Annotated in this window: 9 protein-coding genes and 2 pseudogenes; 5 read left to right on the forward strand and 6 right to left on the reverse strand. The window is 54.5% G+C overall.

The features are described from left to right. Positions 1-80: 80 nt before the first annotated feature. From K4O48_RS03340 to K4O48_RS03350, 3 genes are read right to left on the reverse strand one after another with little or no spacing between them, the layout of a single operon-like run. Positions 81-3,251, reverse strand: a complete 3,171-nt coding sequence (locus tag K4O48_RS03340; RefSeq protein WP_015275576.1) for a CusA/CzcA family heavy metal efflux RND transporter — start codon at positions 3,249-3,251, stop codon at positions 81-83. A gap of 17 nt (positions 3,252-3,268) precedes the next feature. Next, positions 3,269-4,615, reverse strand: coding sequence for an efflux RND transporter periplasmic adaptor subunit (locus K4O48_RS03345; RefSeq protein ID WP_015275575.1), 1,347 nt, complete (start codon positions 4,613-4,615; stop codon positions 3,269-3,271). An 8-nt stretch (positions 4,616-4,623) separates the two neighbouring features. Further along, the gene (locus tag K4O48_RS03350) at positions 4,624-5,931 is read right to left on the reverse strand and encodes a TolC family protein (protein ID WP_008569960.1); all 1,308 of its coding nucleotides are present in this window, start codon (positions 5,929-5,931) and stop codon (positions 4,624-4,626) included. A gap of 839 nt (positions 5,932-6,770) precedes the next feature. Here K4O48_RS03350 and K4O48_RS03355 point away from each other — a divergent pair. From K4O48_RS03355 to K4O48_RS03365, 3 genes are all read left to right on the forward strand, one after another. Then, entirely contained in the window at positions 6,771-8,090 is a 1,320-nt protein-coding gene (locus K4O48_RS03355) for an OprD family porin (protein WP_014822255.1), read from the forward strand. A 320-nt stretch (positions 8,091-8,410) separates the two neighbouring features. After that, the gene (locus tag K4O48_RS03360; protein ID WP_008569962.1) at positions 8,411-9,085 is read left to right on the forward strand and encodes a heavy metal response regulator transcription factor; all 675 of its coding nucleotides are present in this window, start codon (positions 8,411-8,413) and stop codon (positions 9,083-9,085) included. Next, positions 9,082-10,455 carry a heavy metal sensor histidine kinase gene (locus K4O48_RS03365; RefSeq protein WP_003292663.1) on the forward strand — a complete coding sequence of 458 codons (1,374 nt, stop codon included), beginning with the start codon at positions 9,082-9,084 and terminating at the stop codon, positions 10,453-10,455. The genes K4O48_RS03360 and K4O48_RS03365 overlap by 4 nt, the downstream gene beginning before the upstream one ends. Positions 10,456-10,577: 122 nt before the next feature. Here the strand turns inward: K4O48_RS03365 and cadR are convergent, their stop codons facing one another. Next, positions 10,578-10,982 (reverse strand): Cd(II)/Pb(II)-responsive transcriptional regulator, encoded by a 405-nt coding sequence (gene cadR, locus K4O48_RS03370; RefSeq protein WP_003292662.1) that lies wholly within the window; start codon positions 10,980-10,982, stop codon positions 10,578-10,580. A 92-nt stretch (positions 10,983-11,074) separates the two neighbouring features. Here cadR and K4O48_RS03375 point away from each other — a divergent pair, with 92 nt between their 5' ends. Further along, positions 11,075-11,965: a cation transporter gene (locus K4O48_RS03375; protein WP_003292661.1), complete on the forward strand. Its 891-nt coding sequence runs from the start codon at positions 11,075-11,077 to the stop codon at positions 11,963-11,965. A gap of 86 nt (positions 11,966-12,051) precedes the next feature. Here K4O48_RS03375 and K4O48_RS03380 read toward each other — a convergent pair whose 3' ends face one another. Then, complete coding sequence (locus tag K4O48_RS03380; RefSeq protein ID WP_003292660.1) at positions 12,052-12,684, reverse strand: HAD family hydrolase; 633 nt, start codon at positions 12,682-12,684, stop codon at positions 12,052-12,054. Positions 12,685-12,741: 57 nt separating this feature from the next. Then, a pseudogene (gene tcmP, locus K4O48_RS03385) lies at positions 12,742-13,545 on the reverse strand (three-Cys-motif partner protein TcmP); the annotation flags it as partial. Between tcmP and K4O48_RS03390 the strand changes: the two are divergent. Next, positions 13,543-13,848 (forward strand): annotated as a pseudogene (locus tag K4O48_RS03390) (tyrosine-type recombinase/integrase); the annotation flags it as partial. The pseudogenes tcmP and K4O48_RS03390 overlap by 3 nt on opposite strands. Positions 13,849-14,120: the final 272 nt, after the last annotated feature.

The raw sequence follows: 14,120 nt of genomic DNA on the forward strand, positions 1-14,120 counted from the left end.
TGAAACTGCGCTCCGATAATTAACGCGCCCCGTTCTCGCTAGCTAGCAAGAACGGGGCGTTGTGTGCCGCCATCCAATCTCTAGCTTGTTCTGTCAGCGGCCAACGCGATTTCTTGCTCCTCCAATTCGTCTTCGCGTCGATGAGCCATCTGGTAGAGCAACGGCAAAACTAATAGCGTTAGCACCGTTGAGGAGAGAATCCCCCCGATCACCACCGTCGCAAGGGGACGTTGTACCTCTGCACCGGTACCCACATTCAAGGCCATTGGAACGAACCCGAGTGAAGCCACTAAGGCTGTCATCAATACCGGTCGTAGCCGGGTAAGGGCACCTTCGCGGATCGCAGTGTCCAGAGGTAAACCTTGCTCCCGTAGGCTACGGATGAAGGAGATCATTACCAGGCCATTTAGAACGGCGACGCCTGACAGAGCAATAAAGCCAACACCTGCTGAAATGGACAATGGGATATCTCTGAGCCACAGCGCAACAATGCCTCCGGTGAGCGCAAATGGAATCCCTGTAAAGACCAACAAACCGTCTTTGACATTGTTGAACATCATGAAAAGCAGAATGAAGACCAGGAGCAGCGCCACGGGGACGACAATCTGCAGCCGCTTCGTTGCCGATTCAAGCTGCTCAAAGGTACCGCCCCAGTCGATCCAATAACCTGCCGGGATATCTACCTGGGCCTGGATTTTCTGTTCTGCCTCAGATACGAATGATCCAATGTCACGACCACGGACGTTTGCACTGACGACAATTCGCCGTTTCCCTTCTTCTCTACTGATCTGATTCGGACCGGGGGCCAAATCCAGGGTGGCCACCTCGCCGAGGGGGATATAACTTATGGTGCTGTTTAATTCCCTTGGAAGGGCAATTGGAAGCCGCTCAATTGCGGCGAGATCGCTGCGTATCTCGTCCGGTAAACGAACCACGATATCGAAACGCCGATCTCCTTGAAACAAGGTGCCTGCCTCTCGGCCACCGATAGCTACTGCAACCGCTTGCTGGACGGTATCTAGACTCAGGCCGTATCGTGCGATCTGATCGCGATCGATATCAATCGTGAGCATGGGAAGGCCAGTCGTCTGCTCGACCGTAACCTCTGAAGCGCCTGGTACTTGTCCTAGCACCTCGGATACTTCCGCCGCCGTGCTGTTAAGAACGTCCATGTCATCACCATAGATTTTCACGGCTACCGCGGCACGAACTCCGGAAATCAGCTCGTTGAAACGCAGCTGAATCGGCTGGGAAAACTCGTAGTTATTGCCCGGCAACTCAGCGGCGGATGCTTGCACCTCGCTTAAGAGCTGATTACGCGACTTGCCTGGATCCGGCCACTGTTCTTGTGGCTTCAGCATGACGTACCCGTCAGAGATATTTGGAGGCATAGCATCCGATGCCACTTCCGCAGTGCCAGTTCGCGCAAATATGCGTTCAATCTCCGGAAACTCATCCATAAGCTTTCGCTCCAGCTGCTGCTGCATCTCTACAGACTGACTAAGACTGGTAGCTGGTACACGAAGGGCTTGGATAGCGAAGTCTCCCTCGTTGAGGCTAGGCACGAATTCACTGCCCATACGTGACCCTACGAGGCCAGAAAGTATGACTACAACTACCGCAAAGGTGAGCACTGCTGGCTTGTTGGCCATTACCGCATCGAGCGCAGGTGCGTAGGCCCGTTTAGCATTGCGGATTAGAAAGTTTTCCTTTTCCGTAACCCGCTTACCGATAAAGAGCGCAACGGCCGCCGGGACGAACGTCACCGAAAGGATTATCGCCCCGAATAGCGCTGTCACTACGGTAAACGCCATGGGCGTGAACATCTTACCTTCTACCCCTGTAAGGGCGAATATCGGCAGATACACGATCATAATGATCAGCTGCCCATACAATAGAGGCCGACGCACTTCCTTTGCCGCAGCGAATACTTCATGAAGCCGTTCGGACAGTGTTAATGCCCGTCCGTGATGGGACTGAGCGTGTGCAAGTCGACGCACGCAGTTCTCAACAATCACCACGGCTCCATCGATAATGATGCCGAAATCCAATGCGCCTAGGCTCATCAGGTTGGCGCTGACCTGATTGGCTACCATGCCGGTGAACGTGAAGAGCATAGAAAGCGGTATCACAAGCGCGGTTAGGATCGCCGCCCGGATATTGCCTAAGAAGAGAAAAAGTATAACCACAACAAGAATGGCACCCTCAGTGAGGTTCTTCTTAACGGTGGATATAGCTTTGTCTACGAGTACAGTTCGATCGTAGACAGTAATTGCCTTTACGCCTTCCGGAAGCGAAAGGTTTATCTCTTTCATCTTGTCGTCGACAGCCCTTGAAACTACTCGGCTATTTTCACCGATAAGCATGAAGGCCGTACCTAGTACCACTTCGCGGCCATTCTCGGTGGCTGCGCCAGTGCGGAGCTCCTTTCCAACCTCGACCGTCGCAACGTCGCGGATACGCACTGGGGTACCGTCAACGTTGCTAATAAGGGTATCGCGGATGTCCTCCACAGACTGCATTTGTCCTGGAGCGCGAACAAGATACTGCTCGCCGCGCTTTTCAATATATCCGGCACCTAGATTGTTATTGTTTTGCTCAACTGCCTCGATCAAATCTTGTAGTGTTAGTCCAAACGACCGCAAAGTGTCTGGGTTGGGGGCGATCTGATATTCCTTTGCATATCCTCCGATCGTATTGATCTCAGTAACACCAGGTACATTTCGGACTTGCGGTTTGATGATCCAATCTTGAATCTCACGCAAGTCAGCAGGGGTATACGGCGTACCGTCCGATTTGGTGGCACCTTCCTCAGCTTCAACCGTCCAAAAATAGATTTCGCCAAGCCCAGTGGAAATAGGGCCAAGTGTTGGAGTGACGCCATCTGGGAGCTGATCTTTGGCCCCTCCCAGGCGCTCGTTCACAAGTTGGCGGGCAAAATAGATGTCAGTGCCTTCCTCAAAAATAACTGTGATCTGAGAAAGTCCATATCGAGACAAGGATCGTGTCTGCTCGAGCTTGGGCAGCCCAGCCATTACCGTCTCGAGCGGGTAGGTAATACGCTGCTCCACTTCCAGCGGGGAATAACCTGGCGCCGCAGTGTTGATTTGCACCTGTACGTTGGTGATATCCGGGACAGCATCGATAGGCAGCTTTTGGTAGCTGTAAGCTCCTAACGCTGCCATGCCAAGCACGGCTAGCATAACCAACCAGCGATGCTCGATAGAAAAACGAATGATACGTTCGAACACGATTCTATAACTCCGTATCAGTGAGCATGCGAGGCGCTGGCTTTGCCAAGCTCGGACTTGATGATGAAGCTGTTATCCAAGGCATAGCGCGCTCCGGGCTGGAGGCCTTCCTTGATTTCGACCGCGTCACTATCGCTGCGGCCACTCACGATTGGCTGAGCAGCAAAGCCATGGTCGGTCCGTACAAACACCACCGGCTTTTCTTCCAATGTGTGGATCGCATCAGGACTTACTGCGACTGGCACGGATGCTTCGCCAGCGCCTACCTGCACTTTGACGAACAGGCCGGGGCGCCAAACCCCTTCAGGGTTGGGAAGTGTGACCCGGGCGGTAGCGGCGCGGCTTTGCTGACCAACAAGTGAGCCGACATAAGAAACGGTTCCATTGGCACTGGACTCGAATGCTGTGGCCTCGATAACGGCATTGCTGCCTACTCGTACCGCGCTGAGTGCATTGGCAGGAACGCTGATATCTGCCCACACGGTGGAGAGATCGGAAATGATGAATATCTGGTCATCGGTATTGACTGACTCACCGAGCGTGATGTCCTTCTCAACGATCATCCCATCGAACGGCGCCCTGAGTTCGTAGCGGCTCAATGCGTCTGGCTTGCCAGCATCACTGCCAAGCGCTTGTAGCTGTGCGTTTGCATTCGCAACAGTCAGCTCTGCTTCCCGTAAAGCCTGTTGTGCCTGTAAATAATCCTGTTCCGCAGAAATACGCTCTTCCCATAGCTCCTTTTCGCGTCGATAGGTTTTTTGAGCCAATGCAAGACGTTTTTGCGCCGCGTAGAACTCGCTTCTACGTTCCGACAGGTCTGTACTCGCGATCACAGCAAGTACTTGCCCCTGTTTCACCTGTTCGCCCAAATCGACTTTGACCGCTTCAACGACACCTGAGAGACGAGGCACAACTTGCGCTGTGCGGTCTTGGTTGAATGTAATTTCGCCAGGCAGCTCAATTGCGCTTTTTATCTTTGCGGGCTGAGCAGTTGCCAGTGAGATGCCGGCGGCTAGGATTTGTGTCTCTGAGAGTTCTACCTCTGCTGTTTCAGTATGCTCCGCTCCCTCGGGCTCATCTTCATGCTCATCTTTCTCTGCCGCACCGACCTCGTGATCGCTATCGGCGCCTCCTTCATCATGGCCATGATCTCCTTCGGCTTCTGCATCCTCATCCGAATGCCCTTCATCCTCATGCTCCGATTCGTCACCATGCTCGCTATGTGCGTCGCCCGCATCGGGCACAGCTGGACTACTGCGAAGAAGCAATCCGCCAAGCATAAGTGCCACGCTTAATATGACGACGATCCAAAAAATCTGCTTCTTGTGACCAGCCAAGGAAGATGTATTCGATTTACTTTTCATATGGATTCCTATGGCTGAGTGGCCGAGGTGATAACGGCCGACCCATCTCCGACAATTCGCGAGATTTCTGCCGCCGCCTGGTTAGCTTGTGATAGCGCAGACAGGTACTGAGATCGGGCTTGGAAAAGCGTGCGTTGAGCATCCAGTACGTCAAGGAACGTGAATTTTCCAAGTTCGAACCCCTTGCTGGCAGCTTCATAAGCGCTTTGGGCACTGGGGAGCATATCGTTGCGCAACAGTTCAAACTGCTGGCGAGCAGTGCGCAGCCGCATGTGCGCTTGGGAAAGTTCGCTTTTCAGGCGTATATGGACGGCGTTGAGCTCGTCCTGCGCCTGGTAGGCCCGTTCCTGCGCTGCTCCGATGTTGCCTTGGTTTCGATCAAACAACGGCAGGGGCATCGAGATACTCACCAATCCCAGCGTGCCGTTATATTCATCTGAGCGTTGGGCACCTACGCTAACCGTCACGTTAGAAAAGCGATTCGTCCTTTCCAGCTTTAACGCAGCCCGACGTCTTTCAGCCTCCCGACGCGCGCGGGTTAGTTGGGCGGAATCGTTCAAACGGCTATAAAGCTCAGCTAGCTCGGGAAGAGGAGGCACTGCCTCTGCCGGCTCTTTTACTCGCTCAAAGCGTGGCTGTGGATTTCCCCAGTTGGCCGCCAGCCGAGTGCGCGCAGCTTCGAGTTCAGCTGTGGCCTGGGCAAGCTCTACTTGCACTCCAGTAGCCGCAACCCGCGCCCGGGTTTCCTCTACGGGAGAAACCATGCCGGCCCTCACACGTCGATTGGCCACGTTCACTGCTTGCTTCGCAAGCTTTGAAGCAGCCTGAGCGAGGTCCAGCCGTTCTTGAGCAGTAAGCACATCGTAGTACGCGCCCATCACTGCCCCCCTCAGTCGAGCTTGGGCGTCCTGTAGGTCAGCAGCTGCTACGTCCAAGGCTCGTTGCGCCGCCTCAATACGAGCCGAACGTTTACCACCCAGCTCTATTTCTTGGCTCAGTTCAAGCGTGGTCTCCGGGGCATCGCCCCGGATTCCCTCCTGGCTAGCGGACAATATTGGATTCGGACGTGCTCCGGCTTGGCTAATTAATGCGCGAGAAGCAGCCAGCTCACGTCTTGCAACAGCCAGTTCAGGGCTTGCAGAGCTAGCGAGTTCCAAGGCGCGTAGAAAGCTTATGGATTCGACAGACTCAACGGGGAATGTATTTGACACACCGACAGGTAAGGTCTGTGTGAAGGTCGGCAACTCTAAGGGTTGCGCAAAGGCGAGATTGCACGACAACGTCGTCAACCCCAGCGAGAAAAGAGCTTTTCGCACCGAAATCTCCTAAAAAAAGGGAAGGTTCGGTGAGACGTCAGATACAGATAAATGGCGCTTACTGGTTACTTTGGCGTCCCACCGGTTTTGCACCGATGCGCCAATTAGGTTTCTCAGGACGCCCCGCTTCAGCCGATGCGTAGCTAGCAGAAGGAAACGGTTTCAAGCTCATTGATAATACCGAACCAGGACAGATCCCTTTCGTTATAAGCGGCTTGATATGGTCGCCATGAAAGACACAGTCTCCATCCAGACTGATTTTTTTTGCGGCTTTTGACGATCCTTCCTCGTCAGTACCCAGAGACTCGTGCGGATGTTCGTGATGTCCAAGATGATTTGCTGCCGAACCATCCTCATGACTGCAGCTCGTGCTAACAACTGCCCATGATGATTGCAATGGGAACAAGGCTAGCAACATCAGCAAAACTATTTTTCTCATCCAAGGCAAAACGATGACTTCCTGGTTTAGATGTCGAATCCAATCATAAGAACTACCCCCGCCAAGACGCGAAACACATGCGCCTCTACTGCGATAGTGATTCGCCCTGAATTTAGTAGACAAATACACGAAAGCGTTTTTATCAGCCTTGCCAAGCCGGCGAGATAGCTGATGGCTATGGGGTGGTGACTTTAAATAAGTGTGGATAACGACCTGGTGACCGCAACATTACAAATCTGTAATCGAAGGAGTGCGCGATTGGGCTTCCTCAGATTACAAAATAGTCATTTGCCGCTAATCCTGCCGTCATCTCTAGGGGAAGAACATGGCCAAGCGCTAAAAACAAAAAGGCGAAAGGCGTCATTCGAGCACTGACCTGCCGTACATAAGGAGCATCATCATGAGCAAAAAGGCCGTTTTTTCGCTGACAGCCCTTTCACTGGCATTGGGCAGCGCCCCGGTCTTTGCCCAATCGGAAACAGCCGAGGGCTTCATCGAAGGCAGCACGCTATCGCTGATAAATCGCAACTTCTATTTCAATCGGGATTTTCGCGACGGTGAGAGTGCCGCCGGCAATGGCTACTCCGAGGAATGGGCCCACGGATTGATGGCCTTCTTCGAGTCCGGATATACCCAAGGCTCGGTAGGGATTGGCTTCGACGCTTTCGCCATGCTCGGCCTCAAGCTCGACTCCGGTTCGGGGCGCTCCGGTGTGGGCGGCAGCATCGACCTGCTTCCCCACGACAGCGCTGGCGATCCTGAGGATGACTTCACACGGGTGGGGGGCGCGGTGAAAGCACGCTTGCTGGACACCGAGATCAAGGCCGGCGATGTATTTCCCACTACACCTGTCGTGCACTTCGGCGACTCTCGGCTGCTGCCGGAGTCTTTCAAGGGTGTCACCGTTGTGAACAACTCGCTGGACGACCTCACCCTTCAGGGAGGCCGCTTGCACGCGATGAGCCAGCCCAACACCAGTAACATGAACGAAGACTTCGTCACCTTCTACGGCGGGGGCGTAGACGCGCCTTGGCTCGGCTACGCAGGCGGTGACTACAGCGTGAATGAAAATATCAGTCTTAGCCTGTACACCAGCCGCCTCAAAGATGCCTGGAACCAGCATTACTTCGGTGCGTCGGCCACCTATCCGCTCTCCGATATCGTCGCGCTGCTGGCCAGCTTCAACTATTACAAGGCAACCGACGAAGGCCGTGAGTTGCTGGGCGAGTTCAACAACAACATCTGGAGCTCCAGCCTGGGTGTCGCCTTCGGCGCGCACACCGTCACGGCGTCGTATCAGCGAAACAACGGTAACAACGACTTTGACTACTTGCGCCAGGCGGACTCGATCTACCTGAACAACTCCATTCAGTACAGTGATTTCAACTCACCTAAAGAGCAGTCCTGGATGCTGCGCTACGACCTGAACATGGCGGAGTACGGCATACCCGGGCTTACTTTCATGACCCGCTACGCCCGCGGTTGGGGCGCCGATTACAGCAACGCGAACGAGGTGTACATGCGCCAAGACGATAACGGTGCGCCGCTGACGGGACAGAACCGCTGGGAACGCGACGTCGAAGCCCGCTACGTTGTACAGACTGGCTCTCTCAAGGATTTGTCTCTGCGGGTGCGCCAGGCTACCACGCGGGCGACTGCTTTCGAGTCCGACCTCGATGAGGTCCGATTCATCGCCGAGTACCCTCTCTCGATCTTGTGAAACACCATGAGCAACACCACATCTTCTTTAGTTTTGCTCCCTTGGTTTGAAGATGTGTTTCAGGCGCCCATCAGGGCGCCTTTTTTCGTTTGGTGCACCCGCTCGCGCTGCGGGTCAACCAAATGACCGGTAGATTACAAATTCGCAAGATAGCCCTCACAGGGCTTTTACCGCGTTAAAGTGCTTCCCGCTTCCCTGGGCAGATCTTTTCGCCTCTGCCTTTCACGCTAGAGCCAAGCCGCTTTCGTCTTGACCTAGTTACTACATGGATTTTTTTGGTTCCGCTTACCGCGCACCTCCTTGCCGAGTTACCTCAAAACATGCGCATCCTGGTTGTCGAAGACGAGATCAAAGCTGCGGAATACTTGCAGCAGGGTCTTATCGAATGTGGTTACTTGGTCGATTGCGTAAGTGATGGCCTCGATGGGTTTCACCTGGCACTGCAGAACGACTATGACATCGTGCTGCTAGATGTGAATCTGCCAACCATGGATGGGTGGGAGGTTCTCGAACTCATCAGGCGGCGTAAGCAGACACGCGTCATCATGCTGACTGCCAATGGCCGCTTAGAGCAAAAAGTCCGCGGCTTGGAATCGGGCGCCGACGACTATCTGGTCAAGCCGTTCCAGTTCCCCGAGCTGCTTGCCCGTATCCGGACACTGTTGCGGCGAGGCGAGGCAGTCACACTTCCGAGCAACCTGCGTGTAGCCGACCTCGAACTGGACCCGGCCCGGCATAGGGCTTACCGGAGCGGTCAGCGTATCGACCTCACCAGCAAAGAATTTGCGTTATTGCATCTGCTCATGCGCCGGACTGGCGAAGTCCTCACGCGTACGGAAATAACTGCCATGGTGTGGGACATCAATTTCGACTGCGATACCAATGTGGTGGATGTTGCGATTCGTCGCCTGCGGATGAAAGTGGACGAACCCTTCGGCGATCGCCTGATACACACCATCCGGGGTGTGGGCTACGTGCTGGAGGCGCGGCCTTGAAGCCACTCAGCCTCGCATCGCGTCTCGCGCTTCAAATCACACTGACCGGCGCCGCTTTGGTCGCGCTGCTGATTGCACTGAGCTACTGGGTACTGGTGCGCCAACTGGAACTGCGCGCCCAGGAGGAAGTGACGGCCAAGCTCTCTCAGATCGATCATGGACTCCTCGAAGACACCAAAGCCCGTATGGGCCGCTCCTGGCAACACGCATTGAGCGATACCGTACTCGGCCATGACAACCTTTCGATTACGGTCATCGGCGATACAGCGAAATCACCCATTTTCAGTATCGGCCGATTCGCCAATGCGCCGCAGCAGCTGGATCTCGTGAGCAGGGACGGCGACTATCTTGGCTGGACAACGAAAGATGGCGTGCAGATGCTAACCGGGCGCAAGCAAATCCAAGTCCCGGGACTGGCTCCAATGACGCTTTTACTTTCGCAAGATCGCAGTGCCGATCAACGGCTGGTGGCTGCATTCCTGCGCTCGGCCTTAGTGACCGTGCCGATGCTACTGATATTGATCGGATTGGCTGGATGGCTAATCGCCCAAAATGGCTTGCGGCCGCTTCGCAAGTTCCGGGCCTTGGCGACTAAGGTATCTACACAGGATCTATCACCTCGAATCCGCACCGATCGGCTTCCGCAAGAGCTCCAGGCATTGGCGCACAGCCTCAACGTAATGCTTCATCGACTCGATGACGGCGTTCAGCAACTGTCACAATTCTCGGACGATGTGGCTCATGAGTTAAAAACTCCGCTGAACAACCTGATAGGCAAGGCGCAGGTGACTTTGGTGCGTGAGCGAAGCAAGGAGCATTATCGGGAGGTGATCGAGTCGTCGGTTGAAGAACTCGAACGCATGGATCGAATCGTGTCAGACATGCTGTTTCTCGCCCAGGCCAGCCACGCCAGCCCAGCACTGAAGCTCGAACAATTATCTTTAGGAAGCGAGGCGAGGCGCGTATGTGAATACTTCGAAGTCCTTGCCGAAGAAGCGGGAGTCGCTACGACAGTAACGGGCGATGCCATGATTTTGGGAAATCGACTTATGGTCCAGCGGGCCATTTCCAACCTGCTATCCAACGCGCTGCGGCATTCAAATACTGGCAGTACGGTCGAACTTAAGATCCTTGAGGAGGACGTAGACATCGTCTCGCTGGCTGTCACCAATCATGGCGCGACTATCGAATCGGATCATCTCCCACATCTGTTCGACCGCTTTTACCGCGTTAACGGCATACAACCTCGCGGGGCAGGATTGGGGCTAGCGATTGTCCGCTCAGTGATGAACCTCCACAAAGGCCACGTGGCCGTCGCCAGCAAAGACGGTCGGACCACGTTTGAACTCACGTTTCCTCGGCAGGCCTGACTCAAAGTGATACCGCACGGAGACAGCCATCACTACGAAGGGGCAAAAACCACAGGGACAAACAACCATTTCGAGGGCATGCGCGTTGGCCGGGTAACCAGGCCCGCAAGCCCCAACGCCGTTCATTTAATGCATGCGTCCTCGCTAATTCCGGCGAGAATGCCGCAAGCCTCAACTTCCCGCCCATCGTTGCAATTAGCCCGCAGTGAAACGAGTTGTCGTTCGAGTGATTGCAGAGCGGTTATCTGGGATCTGACTTGAGAAATGTGATCATCGAGTAAGGCATTGACGGCCGTACAAGGCTGGCGAGGGTCATCCTGGTAGCTTTGGAGTGCGTGAATCTCTGGAAGTGACAGATTCAAGATTCGGCAGCGCCGGATGAAAGCTAGCCGCTCGCCATGCTTCTCGGTGTAGACACGATAGCCGTTCGCCTGGCGATCAGGCGGTGGCAACAAGCCCTGCTGCTCATAGAAGCGGATCGTCTGTGTATCAATCCCTATTAGCCTTGCTAACTGACCAATGCGCATCGTGTGAATCCTCATCGGCTCTGCGTTATTGACCTTATAGTAGCTATAAGGCTTTTAATGATCCCATCTTCGATTTCAAGTGGAGCCGTATCATGAGCAAGTCCGATGGTCCCTGCGGCTGCGATGCGACACCAGCCGCTGATGCCGATATGCAAAACCCTTCCGATACGACGGGGCAATGGGTCAGTGTTTACGCCGTGCCCAAGATGGATTGTCCATCAGAAGAGCGAATGATCCGCTTGGCGCTGAATGGTTTGGACGGAGTTCGGAAGCTGACTTTTGATCTGTCGGACCGTCGGTTAGATGTCATGCATGACAGTGCCGTTGAGCCCATAACCAAAAAGCTGGCGACGTTAGGGCTAGGCGCCACTCTTCAGAAAACTGTCGCGGCAGACCCTGAGATGATCAAAGCCGCCGAGAATCCGGCGAACTCTACACAGGAATCCCGCTCCCTACGTTTACTGTTAGGCATCAACGCCTTCATGTTCGTGGTAGAGATGACTGCTGGCCTGATTGCCAGGTCCGCGGGTCTGATTGCCGATTCGCTCGACATGTTCGCTGACGCGGCAGTGTACGGCCTGGCCCTTTATGCGGTTGGGCGCAGCGTCAATCTGCAGGTGCGTGCTGCACACCTTGCTGGTGTGCTCCAGCTGATTTTGGCCCTCGGCGTGCTCGTAGAGGTGATCAGACGCTTTATATTCGGCAGCGAGCCCGAGTCGCTGATAATGATGGCCGTCGCGTTCCTGGCATTGCTCGCCAACACGGGTTGTTTGCTGCTGATTTCCAAACACCGGGAAGGTGGTGCTCACATGAAAGCGAGCTGGATATTCTCCGCCAATGATGTGGTCATCAACATGGGCGTCATAGTCGCCGGAGCGCTCGTCGCTTGGACTGGGTCCAACTACCCAGACCTGATTATCGGTACCGTCGTGGGATTCATCGTTCTCAACGGCGCTCGGCGTATTCTGGCGCTCAAGGGTTGAAGGAGCTCCCGTTACAGAAAAAGGGTGTCTTCATGCCTGTAAGCCATCCGGGTCTAGCGGCGTCAGCTAAAACTGGCGACGCCGCTTTAGCCGTTGGCGGATGGTGGGTATTGCAGAACGTGGGCTGCAAAGTCCATCAGCGAGACGAAGCCGCACTGATCGGCTTTTCCTTCACGCTGTAGGTGGTAGCCCCGCATGCCTTGCCCAATTGGACCAAGCATATCGGCTTGCAACGTGTCACCGATCATTGCGATAGCGGAGGCTTCGCAGCCAAGCTGTTCGATCATCTGACGATAGATTGCGGGCTCAGGCTTTATTGTCCCAACCTCAAAGCTCCATCCGTAAACATCGAACGACGGCAGTAACAGTTTGGCCGGAATCGCATATGGGGCTGCGAGATTGGAGCACAACGCGAGATTCAGGCCGGCGTCCTTTAGCTGATTTAGCGACTCCAACGCATCATCGAAAAGGCGAACGCTGGCCAGCTCGGTGAAAAGGTCGCTTTCAAGGCTAGCTAACTCAGAGTTGCTCAACTGCGCACCGAAATAATCGGCAGCTCCAGCCAAGCCCAGATTTCGAGTCATCAGAGTCCGTGCGTCATCCGGCCTTGGTGTTTTGCCCTGAAGCCGCAGGTTCTGCATCAGTTGGCGGAAAGGATGGCGGCGCTCACCTATCTGGAGAAGCGTGCCAAACACATCGAAAACTACTGCTTGTATCATGCCGGTACCTCTACCGTTGGAGGCGAACCGCCCACCCGAAGAGCGATGCCGCCCCTCTCAGTTTTCTGAACTGGATTTCTTCAGAGGTGGCACGAAGAAGATGGGTCTTTGCGGGGGCGCTATCAGGATATCTGTCGACTTGATGCTTGTGCCTTTTCGACGCCTTGTTTTGCCGTTCTTGTCGACCGCCAGCAGATCACCGGTCGCGACAGCAATGTCGAGTGCCTGCTTTACGCGAAGCTCGTCAGCCATGGTGTAGTTGGTCAATCCGCTCATCAGGCCCAAAAAAGGTTGCCGTTCTACCTCGTAGACCTGTTTGGGCAAGAGCTCCGAAAGTTCTCCTCGGATGCGGTCATTGGTAGCATCGTCGAAATAATGCTCATCCAACAGCAAATCGTGCTGACCTGTCACGGCGATATCCCGATTGGCGTCGTAGCTGAAAAAGCTGGAAGGCGACAGCATATGGGAAAAGTTGTTGCCGTATTTCCAGTGGATCTTCTTCATCACATCGTTAGCGCGGTAGTTGTTCGCCAGATGGATAAACCAATAGGCCATCGGGTTGCTGCCGGCCGGACGAATGAAGAAGACGGTCATGTACTGGGCACCGCTTTCCTGCTTGATCCCCTCGGACAGATAGCGCTGGATCAGGTATTGCCAGCTCCGTGGCTGATGCGCCTTCAGCTGTTTAAGCATGTCCCATGGCACATGCTGATCCAAGCCGATATTTGCAATGGCTTTCCGGTTCGCTTGGCGGTCGGCTAGATACGTAACCAAAAAATCGACATTGAAGGTCAGCAGGACCTCGGCTTTGTTGAGATTCTGGAAAATCCATTTGATCTTAGGGAACGGCACATCGCCATACATCATGCCCAGCCCCGCAGCGAGGATTGCCTTTTTCCGAGCCGGCTGCATATCTCAGACCATCTATCCACTCGTCAATACGCTCGTATCGTCAAAGGTTGGGTGAAAGCCATTGGCCCTGATCCAGCCCTGTATGGCATTCACACAATAAGACGTACGAAGGCATCGCTGATCTATCGCAGGACGAAGAACCTGCGGGCAGTTCAACTGTTGCTCGGCCATACGAAGCTGGAGAGCACCGTTCGATATCTGGGGATTGAGGTCGATGATGCCCTAGAGATGGCGGAACAGACCGAGGTTTGACCATGCATAGCGACGGTCGAAGCCAGGCCGTCGCTAACCGGCCAAATGCTGCCCCACCGTACCAAGCGGATCTGTGCCTACTGCGTTCAGGGCGAATCTATGACTACTACATCTGAAAGCTGGCGAGTTGTATGCCAAGACCCAGGGGATGGCAGCGGAGACGTCATCGTTGAGCTTCCATCAGAGCTACTTAAGCACTCAGACGGAGTTTGGGTGATGAGCTGTCAGTTGAGGCGGGAGAGGAAAACATTTGCTTGAAACTCCAGCAACGA

It is taken from the genome of Pseudomonas sp. DNDY-54 (assembly GCF_019880365.1).
Lineage (GTDB): Bacteria > Pseudomonadota > Gammaproteobacteria > Pseudomonadales > Pseudomonadaceae > Stutzerimonas > Stutzerimonas stutzeri_P.